General features: G+C 63.4%; 19 protein-coding genes. 13 read left to right on the top strand and 6 right to left on the bottom strand.

Going from position 1 to position 21,964, the window contains the following annotated elements; all coding sequences use genetic code 11:
* Window positions 1-26: 26 nt before the first annotated feature.
* On the top strand, window positions 27-1,256 hold the full coding sequence (locus tag GUY30_RS01370) for a CaiB/BaiF CoA transferase family protein (protein WP_167193472.1): 1,230 nt from the start codon (window positions 27-29) through the stop codon (window positions 1,254-1,256).
* On the top strand, window positions 1,253-2,017 hold the full coding sequence (locus GUY30_RS01365) for an enoyl-CoA hydratase (protein WP_167193469.1): 765 nt from the start codon (window positions 1,253-1,255) through the stop codon (window positions 2,015-2,017). The genes GUY30_RS01370 and GUY30_RS01365 overlap by 4 nt, the downstream gene beginning before the upstream one ends.
* Window positions 2,018-2,135: 118 nt before the next feature.
* Here the strand turns inward: GUY30_RS01365 and GUY30_RS01360 are convergent, their stop codons facing one another.
* A complete protein-coding gene (locus GUY30_RS01360) occupies window positions 2,136-2,780 on the bottom strand; it encodes a GntR family transcriptional regulator (RefSeq protein ID WP_167193467.1) in 645 nt (214 codons plus the stop codon).
* Window positions 2,781-2,991: 211 nt separating this feature from the next.
* Between GUY30_RS01360 and GUY30_RS01355 the strand changes: the two genes are divergently transcribed.
* Window positions 2,992-4,578 (top strand): AbgT family transporter, encoded by a 1,587-nt coding sequence (locus GUY30_RS01355; protein WP_167193466.1) that lies wholly within the window; start codon window positions 2,992-2,994, stop codon window positions 4,576-4,578.
* Window positions 4,579-4,634: 56 nt separating this feature from the next.
* Window positions 4,635-5,714 (top strand): NAD/NADP-dependent octopine/nopaline dehydrogenase family protein, encoded by a 1,080-nt coding sequence (locus tag GUY30_RS01350; RefSeq protein WP_167193463.1) that lies wholly within the window; start codon window positions 4,635-4,637, stop codon window positions 5,712-5,714.
* Window positions 5,715-5,782: 68 nt separating this feature from the next.
* Here the strand turns inward: GUY30_RS01350 and GUY30_RS01345 are convergent, their stop codons facing one another.
* The 3 genes from GUY30_RS01345 to GUY30_RS01335 all read right to left on the bottom strand — a co-directional run bounded on the left by GUY30_RS01345 (window position 5,783) and on the right by GUY30_RS01335 (window position 9,969).
* A complete protein-coding gene (locus GUY30_RS01345; protein WP_167193462.1) occupies window positions 5,783-7,363 on the bottom strand; it encodes an aspartate ammonia-lyase in 1,581 nt (526 codons plus the stop codon).
* A gap of 155 nt (window positions 7,364-7,518) precedes the next feature.
* Window positions 7,519-8,808 carry a flavin-containing monooxygenase gene (locus GUY30_RS01340; protein WP_167193460.1) on the bottom strand — a complete coding sequence of 430 codons (1,290 nt, stop codon included), beginning with the start codon at window positions 8,806-8,808 and terminating at the stop codon, window positions 7,519-7,521.
* A 240-nt stretch (window positions 8,809-9,048) separates the two neighbouring features.
* A complete protein-coding gene (locus tag GUY30_RS01335) occupies window positions 9,049-9,969 on the bottom strand; it encodes a LysR substrate-binding domain-containing protein (RefSeq protein ID WP_167193458.1) in 921 nt (306 codons plus the stop codon).
* Window positions 9,970-10,099: 130 nt separating this feature from the next.
* On the opposite strand from GUY30_RS01335, the gene GUY30_RS01330 reads away from it, so the two are divergent.
* From GUY30_RS01330 to GUY30_RS01310, 5 genes are all read left to right on the top strand, one after another.
* The gene (locus GUY30_RS01330) at window positions 10,100-10,552 is read left to right on the top strand and encodes a RidA family protein (RefSeq protein ID WP_167193456.1); all 453 of its coding nucleotides are present in this window, start codon (window positions 10,100-10,102) and stop codon (window positions 10,550-10,552) included.
* On the top strand, window positions 10,549-11,232 hold the full coding sequence (locus GUY30_RS01325) for a DUF1028 domain-containing protein (RefSeq protein WP_167193453.1): 684 nt from the start codon (window positions 10,549-10,551) through the stop codon (window positions 11,230-11,232). Before GUY30_RS01330 ends, GUY30_RS01325 begins: the two co-directional genes overlap by 4 nt.
* Window positions 11,229-12,389, top strand: a complete 1,161-nt coding sequence (locus GUY30_RS01320; RefSeq protein WP_167193451.1) for a M20 family metallopeptidase — start codon at window positions 11,229-11,231, stop codon at window positions 12,387-12,389. The genes GUY30_RS01325 and GUY30_RS01320 overlap by 4 nt, the downstream gene beginning before the upstream one ends.
* 90 nt (window positions 12,390-12,479) lie before the next feature.
* On the top strand, window positions 12,480-13,880 hold the full coding sequence (locus tag GUY30_RS01315) for an MFS transporter (protein ID WP_167193450.1): 1,401 nt from the start codon (window positions 12,480-12,482) through the stop codon (window positions 13,878-13,880).
* A gap of 52 nt (window positions 13,881-13,932) precedes the next feature.
* Window positions 13,933-15,453 carry an aldehyde dehydrogenase family protein gene (locus tag GUY30_RS01310; RefSeq protein ID WP_167193448.1) on the top strand — a complete coding sequence of 507 codons (1,521 nt, stop codon included), beginning with the start codon at window positions 13,933-13,935 and terminating at the stop codon, window positions 15,451-15,453.
* Window positions 15,454-15,543: 90 nt separating this feature from the next.
* Here GUY30_RS01310 and GUY30_RS01305 read toward each other — a convergent pair whose 3' ends face one another.
* Complete coding sequence (locus tag GUY30_RS01305) at window positions 15,544-16,161, bottom strand: TetR/AcrR family transcriptional regulator (RefSeq protein WP_167193445.1); 618 nt, start codon at window positions 16,159-16,161, stop codon at window positions 15,544-15,546.
* A 137-nt stretch (window positions 16,162-16,298) separates the two neighbouring features.
* Here GUY30_RS01305 and GUY30_RS01300 point away from each other — a divergent pair, with 137 nt between their 5' ends.
* The 3 genes from GUY30_RS01300 to GUY30_RS01290 are packed head-to-tail and all read left to right on the top strand — an operon-like array spanning window position 16,299 to window position 20,458.
* On the top strand, window positions 16,299-17,855 hold the full coding sequence (locus GUY30_RS01300; RefSeq protein ID WP_167193443.1) for an APC family permease: 1,557 nt from the start codon (window positions 16,299-16,301) through the stop codon (window positions 17,853-17,855).
* Window positions 17,856-17,860: 5 nt separating this feature from the next.
* Window positions 17,861-19,816: a primary-amine oxidase gene (locus GUY30_RS01295; RefSeq protein ID WP_208091462.1), complete on the top strand. Its 1,956-nt coding sequence runs from the start codon at window positions 17,861-17,863 to the stop codon at window positions 19,814-19,816.
* Window positions 19,817-19,828: 12 nt separating this feature from the next.
* Window positions 19,829-20,458 (top strand): hypothetical protein, encoded by a 630-nt coding sequence (locus tag GUY30_RS01290; RefSeq protein ID WP_167193439.1) that lies wholly within the window; start codon window positions 19,829-19,831, stop codon window positions 20,456-20,458.
* Between the two features lie 9 nt (window positions 20,459-20,467).
* Here GUY30_RS01290 and GUY30_RS01285 read toward each other — a convergent pair whose 3' ends face one another.
* Window positions 20,468-20,794: a CHY zinc finger protein gene (locus GUY30_RS01285; RefSeq protein ID WP_167193437.1), complete on the bottom strand. Its 327-nt coding sequence runs from the start codon at window positions 20,792-20,794 to the stop codon at window positions 20,468-20,470.
* A 130-nt stretch (window positions 20,795-20,924) separates the two neighbouring features.
* Between GUY30_RS01285 and GUY30_RS01280 the strand changes: the two genes are divergently transcribed.
* Window positions 20,925-21,962 (top strand): DUF2891 family protein, encoded by a 1,038-nt coding sequence (locus GUY30_RS01280; RefSeq protein WP_167193435.1) that lies wholly within the window; start codon window positions 20,925-20,927, stop codon window positions 21,960-21,962.
* Window positions 21,963-21,964 lie beyond the last annotated feature (2 nt).

The following is a 21,964-nucleotide window of genomic DNA, read 5'->3' as shown; positions in this document are numbered from 1 at the left end:
GTGAGAATGCAGTCAGAGAGGACGCAATGAGTGAGGACTCAGCACCAGGACCGCTATCGGGGGTGACGGTGCTCGAGCTCGGCGTGTTCATCGCCGGGCCGTACGCGACGATGCAGCTGGCCGATATGGGCGCCCGCGTCATCAAGATCGAACCGCCGGGCGGCGATCCGATGCGCGCTTCGGGGCCATTCGTCGACGGCGAATCGAGCCCGTTCATCCGGCTCAACCGCAACAAGGAGTCGATCGTCCTCGACCTCAAATCCGACGCAGGAAGAGCCGGCCTGCACTCCCTGCTCGCCGAGGCGGACGTCCTCGTGGAGAACATGCGTCCCGGGGCGCTGACAAAGATGGGCTTCGGATACGACGATCTGCGTGAGGATCATCCCGATCTCATCTACGCCTCCGCCTCGGGCTGGGGACAGGACGGGCCGCTGGCGCCCTTGGCCGGCCTCGACATCATGGCGCAGGCCCGGTCGGGGCTGATGAGCATCACCGGGTTTCCCGATCTGCCGCCGGCGAAGGTCGGGGTGCCGATCTCCGATCTCTCGACCGCCCTCTACGTCGCGCTCGGCATCGTCTCCGCCCTCTATGAGCGTCGAGAGTCCGGGCAGGGCCAGTACCTCGACGTCTCGCTCTTCGAATCGGCCGTGTCCTTGGCGGTGTGGGAGGCCGGCGGGTACTTCGGCGCCGGGACGGTGAGTCGGCCGAACGGTTCGGCCCATCAGGCGCAGGCGCCGTATCAGGCGATCGAGGTCGGCGACGGCTTCGTCACCATCGGCGCGAACACCCCGGCCACCTGGACGCGGTTCTGCTCGGCCTTCGACCTCGCCGATCTCGAGCACCAACCGAAATTCGCCGAGCCCGCGCTGCGGTTCGCCAACCGAGAGGCTCTCATCGCCGTCATCGAGGATCGGCTGCGCAGGCGCACCATCGCCGAGGTGGTCGAGGAGATGAATCGTGTCGGTGTCCCGGCCGCCCCGATCAACGACTACGAGCAGGTCTTCACCGACGCTCACCTTGAGGAACGGAACTTCTTCTGGTCGTCTCAGCACCCCCGCCTCGGCGAGGTCACTCAGCTGGGCAACCCGATGCGCTTCTCACGTTCGCAGTTGACCCACGGTCCGGCCGGACCGTCGCTCGGCGCGGACACCGACCGGGTGCTCGCGGAGTTCGCAGGCGCTGCCGAGTCGGACGGGTCCGGACCGGGCACTACCGATGCCGGAGTCGGCACAGTCACCGAGGAGGCCCGGTCATGAGCGATCAAGTGATCACCGAGGTGGTCGGGCGCAGTCTGCGCGTGACGTTCAACCGTCCCGAGGCCCGCAATGCGATGACGTTCGAGATGTATCAGAAGCTCGCCGAGGCGGCCGCCCAGGTCGACGCGGATCCAAATCTGCGTGCCCTCGTCCTTCGCGGAGCCGGAGGCCGAGCCTTCGTCGCCGGCACGGACATCGCGCAGTTCCGCGGGTTCACCGGTGAGGACGGGGTCGCGTACGAGCAGCGCATCGACGAGGTGCTCGGCGCCCTGGCCGCGGTCGACAAACCGGTCATCGCCGTCATCGACGGACACTGCGTGGGCGGAGGTCTGGGCATCGCGTGCTGCGCGGATGTGCGGATCGGATCGGCCGCCTCGGCGTTCTCCGTCCCCATCGCGCGCACCTTGGGCAACACTCTCTCGGCAAACACCCTGCGCCGCTTGGTCCGGGCGTTCGGGGAACCGCGGACGGCGTCGATGCTCATCACCGCGCGGAAGGTCGACGCGCAGGAGGCGCTGGCCTCGGGGTTCCTCACATCAGTCGCCGAGGATCTCGACGCCGAGGCCGAAGCTCTCATCGAACGGGTCGTGTCCGGGGCTCCGCTGACGCAATGGGCGATCAAGGAGAACCTCCGTCGCCTGGCCGCCGGCGGACCCGTCGACGATGCGGATGTCGTCTCAAAGGTCTACGGCAGCCAGGATTTCGCGAACGCCGTCGAAGGTTTCCTCACGAAGACCCCGGTGGAGTGGGAGGGCGAGTAAGCCGTCGTGCCGCGCGTCGCTCGATGGGACATCGCCTTGTTTGCAGTCTTCCCTGCGCTTATCTGGTCGTTCGGCGTGTGGCCCCACCGGTGAAGAACTACAGCCAACTCCGGGAGAACTACGAGTCGCCCTCTCCGGCGACTCCTGAGTGCCGTGTGAGCACACTCATCATATGGTCGCGCGCCCGCTCGATCCCGCTCAGCGCAGTGCTGCGGATGACGACCTCATCACGAGTCATGATCGCGTCGACCAGACGGCCGTGGTTGACCGCCTTGTAGGGACGACCGAGTTCTCGGCGGAGGTTGAGACAGCGTTCGATCTCTTCATGGATCGCCCGCACCGTCGTCGCCAGCAGGGAGATGCCGGAAAGTTCGGCAATGCGCACATGGAGCCTGCTGTTGCGCTCATTGAGCACGAGCTTCTCGACGTCAGGGTCCGTGCTCAGTGCGCTGAGCTCCTCGAGCTCGGTGAGCTCCCCCTCTGTGCTTCTCTGAGAGGCGAGCACCGCCGCCTCGGGCTCGACAAGGGTCCGCAGAGTGTAGAGATCGTGGATTTCGCCGAAGTCAAGTGGTTTGACGAAGGTTCCCCGCTTCGGAAGTACGACGACGAGCCCTTCTCGGCGGAGGTTGTTGATCGCCTCTCGCACCGGCGTACGACTCATCTCGTACTGTTCAGCGAGGGCCGAATCCGACAGAACCGTCCCCGGGCGCAGCCGTGCTTCGATGATATCCCTCTTCAACCGGGCATAGGCCCGATCGGCCATTGACTCCTTCGAAGCCATCGAACACCCACTTCCGCTCTCGAGTCTCAACCCGAGTGTTCGCTGCGGGTTGACTTCATCTGCTTTCGAATTCTAGCATTCCTGTTATATATTTCATGTACGTAAGTTGGATTAAACAACTTGGCTGCCAGTCCTCGACGAGGACCTCACCACAACGACGTGCCACGAGTCCACGACCCGCAGGAGGGCCTTCATGACACCCCGAACCGTCGACGCTGATCCGGGAATCAACCCTGACAACCGCTTCTACCGAGCACTCAGTGCGATCGAACGCGCGGGAAACCGACTACCTCACCCGTTCTGGCTCTTCGCCTTCCTCTGCATACTGCTAGGAATCACAAGTGCGATCATGTCTGGACTCGGAGTCTCCGTAGTCCTGCCGGCCGACGGATCGACAGCGCGGGTCAAGAACCTGTTCTCTATCGACGGCGCCCTCTTCGCCGTCGAGAACGCTCTGACGAACTATGCGACGTTCCCGCCGCTGGCGATGATCGTCGTCGTCCTACTCGGCGTGAGCATCGCCGAGCGCAGCGGAATGCTCACCGCGCTGCTCCGAGTCACGGTCGGACGTCTGCCGAAAGCGTGGCTGACTTTCTCGATCGCCTTCGCTTCGATGATCGCACATGTGATGTCGGATTCCGCCTACCTCGTGATGATCCCGCTCGGCGCACTGGCGTTCAGAGCTGCAGGCCGCAGCCCGCTGCTAGGCCTCATGGTCGCCTATGCGGCCACTGCTGTCGGCTTCAACGCCAGCCCGCTCGTCACACCTTCTGATGCGATCCGCGCGTCCCTATCGATGGCCGCCTCGCACATCGTCGACGAGAACTACGTCGTCACGCCTTTCGCGACCTACTTCTTCACGGCGGCCTCATCGGTGATCCTCTCGATCACGATCGCCGTCGTCGTCGACAAGTTGCTCGCCCGCCGCCCGGAATTCTCTCCGAATCGCTTGGATGCCGACTTCGCTGTCTCCGACAAGCTGTTCAACACCGATCCGACAATGCAGGCGGGCGGCTCGGTGACCCTGTGTGCAGAGGAGCGTCGAGGACTCATCTTGTCAGCCGTCGTCTTCGTAATCGCGGCAGTCGGCATCGCACTCATGCTCATGCCCGGCTCACCGTTCCGCGGTGAGGGCGGCAGCATCGTCCAGTCCCCCGTCCTCAAGAACATCGCGATCTTCATCGCCGTCGTGTTCGGTCTGCTCGGAATCGTCTATGGCCGGATCACGAAGTCGATTCCCACCCTAGGCGATGTGCCGCCTGCGATGGCCGAGGGCATCCGAACACTGGCACCGGTGCTCGTACTGTTCTTCGTCGTCGCGCAGTTCCTCGCCTACTTCGAGTGGACCAATATCGGGTCGGTCATCAGCGTCAATGGTGCTGAGCTATTCAAGCAGCTCAGTGCCCCGCACCTCGTGCTGCTGCTGCTCATCGTTGTCGCCATCTGCATACTCAACATGCTCATCACCAGCGGTTCAGCGATGTGGTCGATTCTCGCACCCGTCCTCGTCCCGCTGGTCATGTACATCGGCATGCGTCCCGAATCGGCAATGGTCGCGTTCATGATCGGCGACTCAGTGACCAACTGCCTCACGCCGCTCAATGGCTACTTCGTTCTCGCCCTCGGATATGTCCAGCATTTCCGCAAAGGGGCCGGTGTCGGAACGATGTTGTCGTTCACCCTTCCGCTGGCCGTCGCGGTGCTCATCGTATGGACGACGTTCTTCGTCCTCTGGTATCTCATCGGGATTCCGCTCGGACCAGGTGTACCTGTGCGTTGATTTCATCGCTTGCGGCGCCGACCGAACAACTGCTGTAACAACGAAAGGAACAAATAATGGGAACGATAGCCGTCATCGGTGCAGGCAACGTCGGACAAACAATTGCCGGACACATGACATTGGAAGGACATTCGGTTCGAATGTACTCCGTATGGGACCGAGAGTTCGATCCGATCCGCGACCGAGGAGGTATTGAGCTATTCGGAGATGTTGAAGGCAGAGCAATGCCGGCGTTGCTCACCACCGACATCGAGGCCGCCGTGGCCAGAGCCGAAGTCATCGTGGTGGCGGCGCCCGCCTTCGCTCATCCGGGGCTTTCGGCATCCCTCGCACAGGTTCTCACTCCGGAGCAGCTCGTCGTCTTCCAACCCACGGTGCTCGGCAGCGGTGTCGAACTATGCCGACAGTTCGCTCTGGAGAAGCGTCGACCCAGTCTGATCGCGGAAAGCGCGACGAGCCTATACACATGCCGACTTAAGGAACCAGCCCGGGTGTACGTCGGCGCCATCAAGGACTCGATACGGGTTTCGAGCCTACCCAACAGCCGGACGCAGGAAGTGGTCGACCGCTTGACTCCCTTCTTCGGTAAGCACTATGTCGCGGCAGCTGACAGTCTTGCCGTAGGGCTGAGCAATTCGAACCCGATCTATCACGTTCCGCCGGCAGTGCTCAATTTCAAGACGGTTGAGGACGCCGACCGTCTGCCCCAACACACTCTGGTGACTCCACGGATCGCCGAGGCCATCGAGGCTCTCGATCAAGAGAGATTGTCGCTGTCCTCGACTCTGCACACGGACACGACCGGATTCTGGCAGTTCCTCGCCGACGCGTATGGAGTAACTGAAGGATCGTTCGTCGACCGCGTCGTCCAAGGCTATGGTCGGCAGGCGTTCCCAGAGCCGGATTCGCTCACCCACCGTTACTTCACCGAAGACATCCCCTTCGGGTTGGTCGTCTGGAGCTCGATTGGGAACGAGGTGGGTGTGAAAATGCCGCTCACCGACGGATTCATCGCCATCAGCAGCGTGTTGTGTGGAGTCGACTTCAAGGAGACAGGCCGTACCGTCGACTCTCTCGGACTCGCGGGGGCCGGGGTCGATGAAATTCTTGAGGTCTTTCGCCACGGGACACCTTGAGACAACAAACAATTATGGGCTGTGCCGGGAACCCCTCTAAGGCACCTGGCACAGCCGCTTGCCGCTTGTCACCCTTCCGGATCGGGGATGATCGGAAGCTCGGTGGTCACCTCATCCCGGGGAACCGCCTCGGCGCTGGTGGCAGTGTTGTCCACGGAATCATCGGCGGGCATACCGGTCAGCCGTTCGGGGCGAAGGATTTCGCCAAGTTCATCCCGCTCGAGCAGTCCGTGCTCGACGACGAGATCGGCAATGGATTCGTTCTTCGCCAGTGCTTCCTTCGCCAGTTTTGCTGCGGCGACATAGCCGATGACCGGGGCCAACGCGGTGATGACGGTGACCGAGCGGTCGACGGTGTCCTCGATGTGCGCCTCGTTGGCGGTGATGCCGTTGACGCAGTTGATGCGGAAAGTCTGGGCCGCGCGTTCGAGCCAGGTGATCGACTGGAACAGCGAGTGGGCGATGATCGGTTCGAAGGCGTTGAGCTGCAGCTGTCCGCCTTCGACGGCCATGGACACGGTGACGTCGGCGCCGGCCACGGAGTACGCGACCTGGGACACCGCCTCGGGGATGACGGGGTTGACCTTGCCGGGCATGATCGACGATCCGGCCTGGCGGGCGGGCAGGTTGATCTCACCGATGCCGGCCTGCGGCCCCGATGACAGTAGACGCAGGTCGTTGGCGATCTTCGACATCTTCAGCGCGCTGCGCTTGAGCGCACCGGAGAAGGTGATGAAGACGCCGGTATCCGAGGTGGATTCGACGAGGTCGCCGGCGGTGACGAGCTCGAGCCCGGTGATCTGGCGCAGGTGCTTGATGACGGCTTCCTTGTACCCGACCGGGGCGTTGATCGAGGTGCCGATCGCGGTCGCGCCCATGTTCACCTCACCGAGGAGGGCAACCGCCTCTTCGAGGCGCTGGACGTCTTCGCGCAGCGTCGTGGCGAAGGCGTTGAACTCCTGACCGAGCGTCATCGGAACGGCATCCTGCAGCTGGGTGCGCCCCACCTTGACGATATGGGAGAACTCGCGGCCCTTCGCGGCAAAGGCATCGGCAAGGAGCGTGAGTTCGCCGAGGAGGTTCTGCAGTGAGAACGCCAGCGCGATCTTGATCGCCGTCGGGTAGGTGTCGTTCGTCGACTGGCTGTGGTTCGTGTGGTCGTTGGGGTGGATGAACGCGTAGTCGCCCTTGGAACGACCGGCGATCTCGAGGGCGCGGTTGGTGATGACCTCGTTGGCGTTCATGTTCGTCGAGGTGCCGGCTCCGCCCTGGATGACGCCGACAGCGAACTGGTCGTGGAGTTTGCCGCCTTTGATCTCTTCGCAGGCAGCGTCGATGAGGTTCGCACGCTGCTCATCGAGCGCACCGATCTCCGCGTTGGCGCGGGCTGCCGCCTGTTTGACGCAAGCGAAGGCACGGACGAAGTCGGGGTAGACGGAGACGGGACGGCGGGCGATGGGGAAGTTCTCGTTCGCCCGAGCAGTGTGCACACCCCAATACGCGGTATCGGGGATCTCGAGGCTGCCGATCGAATCGGTCTCGGTGCGCGTGGGGAGGTTCTGGTTCGTGGGGATCTGGTTCGTCGCGGTCGGCGAGTTGAGGGGAAGAGAGGCGGTGTTGGGATCTGCGGAGACGTTCGACTCAGTCATAGTGGTTTCAGAATCTCATATTTTCTACTCGGTCAGTAGGTGACTTCGGAGACAGCGGACGGGCGGCGGAATTGTTGGTGCTGCTAGTTCGGCCACAGGTCGTTTCGCCCATCATTGGGTTCGAAATGTCCGCCGCCCGTCCGCTGTTGACTCAATCAGATTGCGGCTGCTGCGAGCCCGGACTGTGCCGGCGCATAGTCGCGGTACATCCGCTGGATGTCGATCTGATCGGCAATGTATTTCGCATCATGCCAAACTCCCCAGATGAAGCTTGATCCACGCCGCGACAGCCACGGCAGTCCGAGGAAGTACACACCGGGGACCGGAGAGACTCCGCGTGCATGAACCGGGTACCCGGACTCGTCCAGCACGTCATCAACCTTGAGCCACGAATAGTCGACTCCGAACCCGGTCGCCCAGATCACCGTACGAATGCCTGCCTCGGCGAGATCGAGTTCGAGGATCGGATTCTTGACACATTCCGGGTCGGGTCCGAGCACATGTGCCTCTGGTTCGGGAGGCAGTTCAAGGCCATTGCGTTCAATGTACTCGTCGGCAGCGTTGAGCAGGGAGAGATAGTTCTCGTCACCATTGGCGATGTTCTTCTGCAGATCCGTCCCCAGAACAAGCTTTCCATCTGAATACCCATTGGCGCGCCCGAGGAGCGTGATTCCGGAATCGGCCAGGTCCCGGAAGTCGACGGTATGTCCGCCACCGGCACCGCTGACAGCAATCGTGACATGTTCCGCCCCGGCAGGCGGAGTCACGAGATCCCACAGTCCGAGGACTCCCAGCCACCAGCAGAAATCGCGGCCGCGGTAGGACCGAGGAGGGCGATCGTGGGGACCGACGGCAAGATGAACCGGCCGGCCCGAGTTCTGAATCTCTGCGGCGATCTGTACGCCCGAGGACCCGGCTCCGACCACGAGGACTCCGCCGTCTTCGAGCTGGTCAGGGTTCTTGTACGAGCTCGAATGCATCTGGGTGAAACCTGCGTCATCCGGAATGAGTCCGGGAATGCGCGGAGTCTGGAACGGACCGGTTGCCGACACCACGTAATCGGCATCGATGACACCGGAGTCGGTGGTCACACGGCAGCCGCGGCCGCCACTGTTCTCCTCGACCGTAGTGACTGTCACACCGGTACGCACCGGCAGGTCTTTGCGATCGACGAGCTTCTGAAAGTAATCGGCAACCTCTGCCTTGGTGGCGAAACCGTCAGGATCGGTCTCCTCGAATTCCTGCGTGGGGAAGCGATCGTGCCAAGCCGGACCGTTGGCGACGAGGGAGTCCCAGCGGCGAGTTCGCCAGGCCTCGGCAACCCGGTGCTTCTCGAGGACGACATGGGCCACTCCCCGGTCGCTGAGATGCTCGCTCATCGCGATTCCGGCCTGGCCGCCGCCGATGACGACGACCTCGGTGGTTTCTGCGGCTGTGTTCGACATGGACACCCTTCCGTCGGTGCCGCGGTGCTGCGGCACGTGCTTCATTGCTGGCGGGAACAACTTCAACGTTGCCCTGACGCCATCCAGCAAACCGCAGGTGAGAGTGGCATTGCCAATAGTTCTTCACGGTCCACTGCATCGACTGAATAGATGCAGTACTCAGATATCGATCAATTCGACGTATTGGCACGCCCGCCGTTCCGGGGCCCCACGAACAACCCGGCGACGGCACGTCCGCCCCTATTCGAGGGCAACCTCGGCGAGGATCTCGCGGACGATCTCCGTCACGGCCGCAACTTTCGCCGTCCGCCCGGAGCGAGCCAAAGTCGACACGGCCACGTGCAGGGTCGGGACGGAGTCGGAGATCTCGAGAATCGTCGTCCGCTCCCCCGTGTAGGTCTGTCGGATCCGCGGACGCTGGTTGAGGATTGAGTATCCGAGCCCCATAGCGACCATCGAACGCACGGTCTCATAGCTCGAGCTGCGGTAGCGCACGTGCGGCGTGATTCCGGCCAGACGGAGGATGTTGAGAAAGTACTCGCGACTGTCGGGCAGGTCTAGGACAACAAAGGCGTCGTCGGCGAGCTCGGTGAGCGAGATCTTCTTCCGCCTCGCCAGACGGTGATCGGTGCCGACGATGACGTGCGGACGGGCCTCGCCGACGATCTCGGCGCGGATGCCGTCGGATTCGGTGAGGTCGTAATTGAGAGCGAGTTCGACCCGCCCGCTGCGCAGGGCGTCGATACTCTCTTCGTGATCACCTTCGACGACCTCGACGCTGAGTTCGGGGTACCGTTCGCCGAGCCGCTGGAGCAGCTGCGGCAGCAGGAAGGGCGCGATCGTCTGGAAGCAGGCGATGACGATGGTCCCGCGCACCTCCCGCTGGCCGGCCTGGATCGAGTCGACAGCATCGGTGATGCGTCCGAAGATCTCCCGGGTCTCTCGGAGCAGGCTCTCGCCTGCCGACGTCAGCACGAGGCCCTTCGAGTGCTGGCGCACGAACAGTGGAGCGCCGAGGGCCTTCTCCAGCTGATTGATCGCCGTCGACACGGCCGACTGCGCAATGTGGAGCTCCTGGCTGGCCTCGGTCATATTGAGCGTCTTCGCGCACTCGGCGAAGTACGACAGCTGGGTGAGGGTGATCGAGAATCTCTGCACCATTGCGGCTCCCTGTGACGAAGAATCTGTTTTGTAGATACTCTGACTAAATTATAACTATTTCACAGATGAATGGAATGTCTCGAGAATGGGTGGCAGACAACGATCGCTTCACTCAACGAGGAGACGCACCATGGCAGAGCCGACGCACACACGACTGAGGATGTTCAACACCAAGGACACCTATCCGGAGCAGAACCTCGACAACGATCTCTGTCAGGCCGTCGTCGCCGGCGGTGTCGTCTACCTCCGCGGACAGATCGGTCAGGATCTGGACACCAGAGAGTCTGTCGGCATCGGTGATGTCACTGCCCAGACGGAGAAAGCGATGGCGAACATCGCAATGCTGCTCGAAGAAGCCGGCAGCAGCCTCGCCGACATCGTCAAAGTCACCGTCTACATCATCGACCCCCGCTACCGCGAAGATGTCTACCGGACCATGGGCAAGTGGCTCAAGGGCGTCTACCCCGTCTCGACCGGTATCGTCGTCCAAGCCCTGGCTCGCCCCGAGTGGCTCGTCGAGATCGACGCCACCGCTGTCATCAGCAACTCCGCCGAGGCGGGACGGAACGAGGTGGCCCAGTGACCTTCTCGCTGCTCCTCCACGATCCCGAAACCGGGGAGTTCGGCTCTGCCATCTCCTCGTCCTCACCGGCCGTCGCCGCACGCTGCATCAGTCTGGCCGACGGGATCGGCGGGGTGAACTCCCAGAACATCACCGACCCCCGGCTCGGTCCGGCCATCCTCGATGAGATGCGCGCTGGCAAAGACGCGAAGTCGGCACTCGACGCCGTCGTCGCTGCTGCCGATCCGACCGCGATCGACTTTCGGCAGCTGCTCGTCATCGACGCGGCCGGGAACACCGCGGCGCACTCGGGCGCACAGGCACTCGGCATCTTCGGCACCCGCACCGAGACCAACGCCGTGGCCGGAGGCAACATGCTCGCCGACCTGACCGTCCTTGACGCCTTCGTCGAGACCGCGCTGTCTGCCACCGGTCGTCTCGAAGAACGACTATTTGCAGCCTTCGAAGCAGCGATGGCCGCCGGCGGCGAAGCCGGACCCGTCCACTCCGCCGGCCTGTCCGTGGTCAACGGCTCCGGCTGGAGGGTCACCGACCTGCGCGTCGATTGGGCCGACGAGGATCCGATCGGACAACTCGGCCGCCTTCTCGACATCTGGATGCCGCAGCGCGACGATTACATCACTCGCGGCCTCGATCCGGCCGCCTCACCGTCGTACGGTGTCCCCGGAGACGACCGATGAACGACGCGGCAACCGCAGTCAAAGATCGAGTCGCCGCCCGGATCACCGAGGTTGCCTCACGGCTCATCGAGCTGTCGAATTTCCTCCACGACGAACCCGAGCTCGGTTGGCAGGAGTTCCGCTCCTCGGCCGCCGTCGCCGAGGTCCTGGCCGAGCACGACTTCACCGTCGAACGCCCCTACCTCGGGCTCGAAACCGCGTTCCGCGCCACGTACGGAACCGGTGAGTTCACCGTCGGCTTCCTCGCAGAGTACGACGCCCTGCCCGGCCTCGGTCACGCCTGCGGCCACAACCTCATCGCAGCGATGAGCGTCGGCGGGGCGATCGGCCTCGCCGAGGCGGCCGCGGAGCTCGGCATCACCGTCGAAGTTATCGGCACCCCGGCCGAAGAGGGCGGCGGCGGCAAGATCGAACTGCTCGACCGCGGGGCCTTCACCGAACTCGACTTCGCGCTCATGGCTCATCCGGCACCCGTCGACGTCGCCGAGGCTGAACCCTTCGCCGTCACTCACTGGCACGTCGAATATACCGGGCGCGCCGCTCATGCGGCCGCTTATCCCGAGCGCGGCATCAACGCCAATGATGCATTCCTCATCGCACAGGTGGCCCTCGGCCTCCTGCGTCAGCAGCTGCCGAAGACCGTGCGTGTCCACGGGGTGATGACGAACGGCGGCGAGGCTCCCAACGCAATTCCCGAGAAGACCGAAGGCCGCTGGTACGTACGCGCCGAGACGACCGACGAACTGCTGGACGTCGAGAAGAAGGTCGTCAACTGTTTCGAAGCCGGAGCCCTGGCCACCGGGGCCGAGCTGACCATCACCCCGGAGAGCCGCCGCTACTCGGAAATGCGTACCGATGAGGCAGCACTTGAGTACTACCGATTCAACGCCGAAGCACTGGGCCGGACCTTCGATGTCGACCCTGTCGCCGCGACGATGAACCGTGCCTCGACGGACATGGGCAATGTCTCTCAGATCGTCGACGCTATCCACCCCTACATCGGTGTGGGCGGCGAGGCCAGCAACCACCAGGCGGCGTTCGCCGAGTCCTGCATCGGCGAGACGGCCGAACGCACACTCCTCGACGGCGCCACGGCACTGGCCTGGACGGCCGCAGACGTCAGTGACCGCCGCACCAAATCGGCGGTCCGGCAATAGCCGCACGCATGAAATGAGCTGTAGTCGGTTCATCGAGCCGAAGCCACCGGCACACTGCCGGCGGGCACGTATCCAAAGGAGGATTCGGACATGTCAGGTGACAAGCAGAACATCGAGGGGCTGGCCTATAAGAAGGGCCTGCAGAAGAGCGTAGTCGCCGGCTCCATCGGCGTCCTCGTCCACTGGTTCGACTGGGCCGTCTACGCTTATATGGCCACGACGATCGCATCGATCTTCTTCCCCGAGGAGGACAGCACCGCAGGACTGCTCGCCACTTTTGCCGTCTTCGCGGTTTCATTCCTCGTCCGTCCGATCGGCGCTATCATCTTCGGCCGACTCGGAGACAAACTCGGCCGCAAGCACACCCTGTCGCTGGTCATCCTCGCCATGGCTCTCTCGACGCTCGCGCTCGGGCTGCTGCCGACCTACGCGACGATCGGTATGCTCGCTCCGATCCTCCTCATCGTCACTCGCATCGTGCAGGGGCTGGCCGCCGGTGGCGAATTCGGCAGTGCGGCGGCCTTCCTCGGTGAGTTCTCACCGCCGAGGCGGCGCGGCTTCGGCTGCAGCTGGCTCGAGGTGGGCTCCCTGGCCGGGTTCCTGCTCGCATCCTTCGTCGTATTCCTCCTCAACCAGGCACTCACTCCCGACCAGGTGAACGAATGGGGCTGGAGAATCCCGTTCCTCATCACTGTGCCTCTGGGCTTCATCGGCCTCTACATCCGCCGGAAAATCGAGGACACCCCGGAATTCGAGGCGCTGCAGAAGATGGAAACCGTCGCCGAGGCGCCCCTGCGTGAGGTGTTCAAACGCAATCCCAAGCAGTTCCTCCAGACCTGCGGGATGGAGACGTTCATGAACGTCACCTTCTACGTCGTCCTCGTCTACCTGCTCACCTATCAGGAGACCGCCGTGGGCATCGAACCCGGGCGGGCGGCGCTGCTGTCGACCTTAGCTTCGGCGCTCGGACTCGTCATCGTCCCCTTGGCGGGAATCGCGTCCGACCGTTTCGGACGCAAGCCCGTGCTCATGACCGCGGCGATCGCACTCACCGTCCTCTCCGTGCCGCTGTTCCTCCTCATGGGCGCGGACTACCCGTGGGCGTCGTTCGTGTCGACCTTCGGGCTGGCCTTCATCCTCGCGATCATCCTCGGCACCCACGCCGCCACCGTGGTCGAGCTCTTCCCGACCCGGACGAGGCAGACGGGGCTGTCCATCGCCTATGCCCTCACAGCCGCACTCTTCGCCGGCACCGCCCCGTATATCCTCACCTGGCTCATCGATACCACCGGCAGCACGTTGAGCCCCGGTTGGTTCCTCGCCGTCGTCGGAGTCATCGGCATCGTCACCGTCGCCTCGCTGCCGGAGACCCGCGGCATCAACCTGTTGCACTCCGACGACATCGATGAGGCGTCAAATTCGGTCGACGAAGCGGCAGCCCCGGCAGTGCACCCCACCCCGCCGCCCGTCGAACCCTCAAGCGACCGCTGACCGCGGTCACTTACCCACTCGCTTTCCGCCCCACACTCGAAGGAGACCTGCCATGACCGCGACTCTGACCGACACCCCGACCCGACCGAGCACCCTGGCCGAGTGGCAGGCCGCAGCTGCGGCGCTGACCATCGACGGACGGCCCGTCATCGACGGGCGACGTGTCGATGCACGTTCAGGACAGACCCATCCGAAGACGAACCCAGCCACCGGTGAAGTGATCTCCCAGCTCCACCTCGGCGACGCCTCCGATGTCGATGCGGCGGTGGCGAGCGCTCGCGCCGCCTTCGACACCGGCGAGTGGTCGCGTGCCTCGGCGACACATCGGCGTGAGGTGCTGCTGCGCCTGGCCGAGCTCATCGAAGCGCGGTCGGATGAATTCGCCCTTCTCGACACGCTCGACATGGGCAAACCGATCGGTGAGTCCTCGACGATCGACGCCCCGGGTGCAGCTGCTCTGTTCCGTTTCTACGGCGAAGCGATCGAGAAGCTCAGCGACGAGATTCCGGTGACTCCGGCCGGCTCGACGGCGCTCGTCACCCGCGAACCACTGGGCGTCATCGGGGTTATCGTGCCGTGGAACTATCCGCTGGAGATCGCGACGTGGAAGATCGCGCCCGCGCTGGCTGCCGGCAATGCGCTGGTCGTCAAACCGCCGGTCGAGGCTTCGCATTCGATCCTGCTGCTGGCCGAGATCGCTGCCGAGGCGGGACTGCCCGCGGGCATCCTCAACGTCGTGCCCGGTCGGGGCTCGGTCGTCGGATCCGCGCTTGGCCGGCACATGGACGTGGACATGCTCGGCTTCACCGGGTCCACCGAGGTCGCCAAGCAGCTCCAGGTCTACGCCGGGGAGTCCAACATGAAGCGATTGGCCCTCGAAGCCGGAGGCAAAAGCGCGAACGTCATCTTCGCCGACACCGATGACCTGACCGCCGCGGCCCAGAAGGCGGCCTTCGGCATCTTCTACAACCAGGGCGAGGTCTGTTCGGCCACCTCGCGGATCTTCGTCGAACGCCCTGTGTACGAAGAGTTCGTCCATCTTCTCGAGGACGCGGCCGAGAACTTTCAGCCCGGGGATCCGCTCGATCCTTCCTCCGCGATCGGCTGCCTCGTATCCGAGAAGCACGCCGACGAAGTGTGGGAGTGCATCGAAGAGGCCCGCGCAGACGGCACCATCGTCCAGGGCGGCAATCGTCCGGCGATCAACGGCCGCCGCACCTTCATCGATCCGACGATCATCACCAACCTGCCGGCGGACCACCGCCTGTACAGCCACGAAATCTTCGGACCCGTCGCCCTCGTTACTCCCTTCGACTCCGAGGAGGAGGCCATCGCGAGGGCCAACGAGACGCCCTACGGTCTGGCTGCAGCGCTGTGGACGGGCAGCATGGCTCGGGCACATCGAGTCTCCGCGCGCCTAGTCGCCGGAACCGTCTCGGTCAACACCGTCGACGCCTTAGGCTTCACCACACCCTTCGGGGGATTCAAACAGTCCGGCTTCGGACGTGACCTTTCGGTCCACGCTTTGGAGAACTACTCGGACTTCAAAACCACCTGGATGCAGTGGGGGTGAAACACCCCCGCTTCTGCAAGACCCACCGACATTAAAGTCCATTCTCGGCGCGGTGAACCGGCAACCACTCCTGTTCGGGTGGACGCCGGTTCACCGCGCCATTGTCGTTTCGACCAGACTGCACCCGGTCAGAGCCTCGGCGTTGGCGGCGATGAGCCGGAAGATGTCATCCGCGTTGAGCGGTGTTCCTCCCATGAAGTGCAATCCGTATGCGTCTTCGAGAGCCACGAGGTTACTCGCGGCAGTCTCCACGGGTAGGGTCATCGTGAAGTTGCCCGCATCGACGCCCTCGCTGAGGACGGCGGCATAGAGCGAGACTTCTAGGCGGTACATCTCCGCCATGAGCTCTGCGTGGAATGCATCCCTGTATGCATGGGTATGCAGCTCATTGAGCACTTGGAAGTCGACGTCGTCGCGCGAGCGCGGGATGCCGCTACGGATGATCTGTGCGAGCCTGGTCGTCGGCTGGTCGTCTGCGTTTCCCTGCTTGCGGCGACTCCAGTAGAACCGCGACACCGCGTCCTCATGCACCTCTCGCACGAGGTCTCCGAGGTCGGGATAGTAGTACGCTACCGATCCGGCACCCAGTTCTGAGTGCGCGGCCACGTCGATGGTTCGCAGCCCGTTGAGTCCCCGTTTCGCAATTGCCTGCTTGGCCGCCTGCACTAGCTGTGCGCGACGTCCCGCCTGATTCTTCGGTCGTGCCATGGCCTCATTATCTCCTGAAGTGATGCAGGCCAACGCGGATCGGTATGGCCGTACCTCTGTCAATTGGCGCCGGCCCGTGCAATTCTTTACGGTGTAACACAAAGAACTCTATCGGACGCCCACTCACAAGGAGGTGGATGGTGTCTTCCCTTGAACGGACGACCGCATACGCGGACGAACAGAAGCAGCAACTGAAGAAGACGCTCGGCCGATTCGACATCGTGCTCATCGTCATGTCGGCGGTATTGAGCATCGAGGTCCTCGCCGAAACCGCAGGGTTCGGCGCAGAGACCTTCACCTGGACACTCGTCCTCGCGATCTTCTTCCTCGTGCCCTACGCGCTCGTCTTCGCCGAGACCGGCAGCACTTTCGTGGGTGAGGGCGGAGCCTATATCTGGGTCCGCCAAGCTTTCGGCCGGCCATTCGGCGCGATCGCCTCGATCCTCAGCTGGGTCACCCAGCCAGTATGGGTCGGCGGTTCGATGGCGTTCCTCGCCACCGGCACATGGAACCAGTTCGTCAGCCCGCTCGAGGCCGGGTCGATCGGCGATTGGATCTTCAAGATCGTCTTCATCTGGATCACGGTGATCGCGGCGATCCTGTCTCTGGCGAAGGCGAAGTGGCTGCCCACACTCGGCGGCGTGCTCAAGGTCATCTTCATTGCGTTCTTCCTCTTCACCACGATCATCTATGCCGCCCAGCACGGCGTTCAGCCACTTCACCTCTCGGACTTCAGCCCCAGCCTCGGCGGTTTCCTCGGGCTTGTGCCGCTCCTGCTCTTCTCCTACCTCGGGTTCGAGGCCTCGAACAGCGCCTCGGACGAGATGAAGAACCCGAAGAAGGACATCCCCGTCGCGATCGCACGCTCCGGTATCATCTCCGCGCTCTGCTATCTCCTGCCGGTCCTCGCCATGCTGCTCGTGTTGCCGACCGAGACGATCACGGGCATCGGCGGCCTCCTCGACGCCGTGCAGACGGTGTTCACCGTCTACGGTCCCGCCGCCGACATCATGGTCGTGCTCGCAGCGCTGATGTTCGTCATCATCCTCGCCTCCCAAGGCGCGGCCTGGATGATCATGAGCGATCGAATGCAGGCACTGACCGCGGCAGACGGCGCGTTCTTTGGCGGCTTCTTCGGCAAGATCTCTCGCACCCTCGGCACCCCGGTCAACGTCAATCTGCTCTCGGGCATCGTCGCCACGGTCTTCCTCATCGCAGCCATGCAGCTCAGCGGCGACGCCGGTGCACTATTCGGGGTCGTCCTCTCGATCTCCATCTCCACTTTCCTGCTCAGCTACCTGCTCATCATTCCCGCAGCCATCAAACTGCGGTGGAAGCATCCCGATATCGAACGCCCCTTCCGAGTGCCCGTCGGCAATGTCGGATTCACCATCCTCGGCGGCATCGCCTTCCTCTGGATCCTGCTCGGATCCTGGGTCGCGATCTTCCCCGGCACGCTCGATCGACTGTTCGGGCAAGAGTACAACTTCCTCGACGAGTGGGGCGTCGCACAGGGCCCATTCACTGCGCTCACTCTCGGCACCCTCGGTGCCCTCGCCGCACTGGCCCTCATCGGATACGTCCGCGGACACCGGATTCGTGTCTATCGCCCCACCCCGGCCGATCCTCAGAATCTGCTCGACGACCTTGACCCCGCTTTAGACAGCACACTCCACACACAGAAAGGCATATGAGATCCATGACTACAACGACTGCCGCAGGCACTTCGACCACCCACCCTCTTGATCGCCTGACCCGCGATGAGATCGAACTTAACCGTGCGGTCATCGTCGACGCGGGCCACGTGAACGAACAGACGCTGTTCGCACTCGTCAGCCTTGTCGAACCAGATAAGCGCGATGTTATTTCGGGCGCAACTGACCTCGACCGTCGCGTGCGCTCGCTCATCATCGATCGCGGCACCGGGGAACAGACAGAGCTCCTCGTCTCGCTGACCGAGCGCAGGGTGCTGCTCGCCCGGGTGCTCGATGTCGCAGCCGAGGGCCAGGCCCCGATTACGATGACCGAGTACGAAGAAGCCGAACAGATGATCCGCAACGACGCGAATTGGCGGGCGGCCGTCGCGGCTCGCGGCATCACCGACGTCGAGACCGTGCGCATCTGCGCGCTCTCTGCCGGATGCTTCGACATCCCTGGAGAAGCCGGACGCCGCCTCGTGCGCGGTTCATCCTTCATCCAGTCGGACCCGCAGGACAATGCGTGGGCCCACCCTCTCGAAGGGCTTGTCGCCTACCTCGACCTCAACACCGGAGAAGTCGTCGAGGTCGTCGACACCGATATCGTCCCGGTGCCGCAGGAGCGCTTCGACTACCACCTCGACTCGTGGCTGCCTGAGCCGCGGACGACGCAGAAGGCGATCGAGATCACCCAGCCCGAAGGGGCAAGCTTCACCCTCGACGGGGATGTCCTCGACTGGGAAAAGTGGCAGGTGCGGCTCGGCTTCGACCCGGTCGAAGGGCTGGTGCTCCATCAGATCAGCTTCGATGACGAGGGCGAGCGGCGCCCCATCGTCTACCGCGCTTCGGTGGCGGAGATGGTCGTCCCCTACGGCGATCCCAGCCCAGTGCGCTTCTGGCAGAACTACTTCGACGCCGGCGAGTACTCGATGGGCAAGAGCGCGAACTCGCTCGAACTCGGGTGCGACTGCCTCGGCGAGATCCACTACTCGGATGCTGTGCTCGCCGATGATCAGGGGCACGCACACACGATCACGAACGCTATCTGCATCCACGAAGAGGACGCGGGCATTCTGTTCAAGCACACCGACGAGTTCACCGGAGCCGTCGACGTGCGCCGCAACCGTCGACTCGTCATCTCCTTCTTCATCACCGTCGGCAACTACGACTACGGCTTCTACTGGTACCTCTACCTCGACGGCACGATCGAGCTCGAGTGCAAGGCCACCGGCATCGTCTACACAGCCGCGTACGGTGATGAGACCCAGCGGCAGCGCTGGTCGTCCCCACTCGGCGATGAGGGGTTGGGCATGCCGTTCCACCAGCACATGTTCTGTGCCCGCCTCGACATGCAGGTCGACGGCATCGCCAACGCCGTCGATGAGCAGGAAGCTGTCCGCGTTCCCTTCGGTGACGACAACCCCTACGGCAACGCTTTCACCCGCAAACTCACTCGGCTCACCGCCGAGGGCGGTCGGACTGCCGACGGGGAGACCGGCCGTGTCTGGCATATCGTCAATCCGGAGAAGAACAACCGGCATGGGTTCCCCGTGGGATATGAACTGCGCGTACCCGATGAGCCAACGATGATGGCGGCCGAGGGGTCGTCGATCTCAAAGCGGGCCGGTTTCGGGTCGAAGCACATGTGGCTGACCCACTTCGATGCGGATGAACGGTTCCCCTCTGGCACTTACCCGAATCAGAACCCGGGCGCTGGCACCATTACCCAGTGGGTCGAGCAGCAGCGACCGGTCGATGGTGACGACATCGTCGTGTGGGCATCGTTTGCGATGACGCACTTCCCCCGCCCCGAGGATTGGCCGATCATGCCTGTCGACAAGCTCGGGTTCACGATGAAGCCCTACGGCTTTTTCGACAGGAATCCCGCGCTCGATGTGCCGCGTCCGAAGTCGGGACACTGCGACACAGAGACCGGTCACTCCTGCGAGTGCGACTGACCGGCGCAGACGATGAGCGGCCTGGCCTCTTTCCTCATGGTCGCCTCGGGAGTCCTGTGCCTGACCGGCGCTCTCGCGTCGAAGGGACGGGCAACTATCATCGCCGCGGCAATGATGGTCCTTGCCATGGTCGACTTGGCCTATACCGCCCTGGTCCCGCCGGTGATCTGGTCTGGGGCGCTGCTCGTCGTCGGGCTCTGCCTGGCCGTGTTCCTGCGATCGTCGTCCAGGATCCCCTCGCCGAAGCGGACCCCCGCTCTCGTTGCGATTGGCGTGGGCGGCCCGTCAGAGTCGGAGGCCGACCGCGGGCTTCAGCCATCGGCCGAGCCTGAATGGAGCGGTCCCGGGGCGTCGCACCCGGGGCCGACGGCTGCAGTGCTCTCCACCATCGCCTATCCGGTCATGGCGTGGCAGGTCCTCAACCATGGGGCCCACATGCGCGGTGCGACGCATGCCGGCGGTCATGGTCATCATGCCGGCGACGTGTCGCTGATCACCACGTTCCTAATGATGGCCGTCGTCGTCCTAGCTATCCTTTTGGTGGTCTGCGCCGTCCGTGACATCGCCCGTAGGCGCCCTCTGATTTCACTCGACTGTTGGGGGATGGCAGCGATGATCGTGGTGATGCAGTTCCTTCACTGAACGGATTCGTCACTGACCGGCGAAGTAGAGATCCGAGTGCGCCGCACAGCGGGGGTTGAATGCGGCCCCGCAGTTCGGGCAGTCGCCGGCCGCCTTGTACGTAGCGATCGTCAGTTCACTCCAGCAATTGCCGCAGAGGACAGCGGGCTGGTCGAACTTATCCTGCGGCCATTGCTGCGCGGGGTGGTCGGCTGTCTCGGAGTGGCAGAGGTGGCAGGGATAGTAGCGGTCACAGCAGGCGAAGCGGATTGCGATGATGTCGAGGCCAGTGGCGTAGTGGTCGCACCGAGTGTGGTCGTCGACCGTCGGGCCGAATACTTCGGGAGTTCGCGTCATTGCTCTCCTAACCTTCCGGAACGCCGCGTCCAGGGATAATCCTGGTCCGCTCCAGCCTAGCCGTTGCGGTTCGACACTATGCCTGGTGATCGCCCCAGTAGAGTGGAAGCCCCCGAGCCGATGAGGATCAATGCCGCAGATTGACGATTACGTCCACCCTTTCGCCGAGGTGGCTCTGAGCAATATCACCCGTGAGTATCCGTTCGCTTCCCATCATCTGGCGCGGAGCGTTGCCGATATCGTGCCCGCGGCGGAGAAGAATCCCGCGTTCGCGAACTCCTATGACTGGCATTCGAGCGTGCACATGCACTATTTGTTGGCGTCGCTGTTGGGGACCGAGGCGGCGCACGGGGCTGGTTGGCGCGAACGTGCGGTCGAGGTTCTGACCGCGCATCTGAGCGAAGAGAATATGCTCGCCGAGGCGGCTTTCCTCCGTGGCAGTCCTTCGTGGGAGCGGCCATATGGCTGGGCGTGGGCGGTCGAGCTCGACCGGGTGCTCAATGCCAGTGGGATTCCGGAGTTGCGTGCGCTTGGTACTCATACGCAGGTGCTCGCCGAGACTGTTTTCGACTTGGTGGCTGCATGGCTGCCGAAGGCGGCCGAGCCAGTTCGTCACGGGGTGCACTCGAACACGGCGTTCGGACTGCGCCGAATCCTCCTCGGCGCCCGGGTGGCAGGCCGACATGATGTTGTCGATGTCATCGCAGGTGCAGCTCGTCGATTCTTCGCCGAGGATGCCGCCTGGAACTTCACTCAGGAGCGCAGCGGACACGACTTCCTCTCCCCCGGCCTGTGCGAGGCCGACCTCATGGCTGAAATGCTCACCGAAGACGAGTTGGCGACGTGGCTGCCTGAGTTTCTATCCGAACTTTCGCCGGAGTCCCCAGCGCTTACACCGGTCAAGGTCCTCGACCCAACCGACGGTCAGCAGAGCCACCTCTACGGCTTGGGACTCTCAGTAGCGGCATCAGTGATGCGGCTGGCGCCGAGGCTGGTGGCGATTGCGGAGAAGACGGACCATGACGAGCTCATGGCACAGGCCAAGGGCATGCTCACCCGAGTCGATTCGTTGATGACCCCCGGACTTGCATCAGCTGTCTCTGACGAGTACGTGTCGTCGCATTGGTTAGCGACGTTTGCGTGGGAGGCTCTGAGTCTAAGTCGCTGACA

The sequence above is a fragment of the Brevibacterium pigmentatum genome (assembly GCF_011617465.1).
Classification (GTDB): domain Bacteria; phylum Actinomycetota; class Actinomycetes; order Actinomycetales; family Brevibacteriaceae; genus Brevibacterium; species Brevibacterium pigmentatum.
The sequence above is the reverse complement of the archived record's forward strand: the minus strand, read 5'-3'. Positions and strand labels throughout refer to the sequence as shown.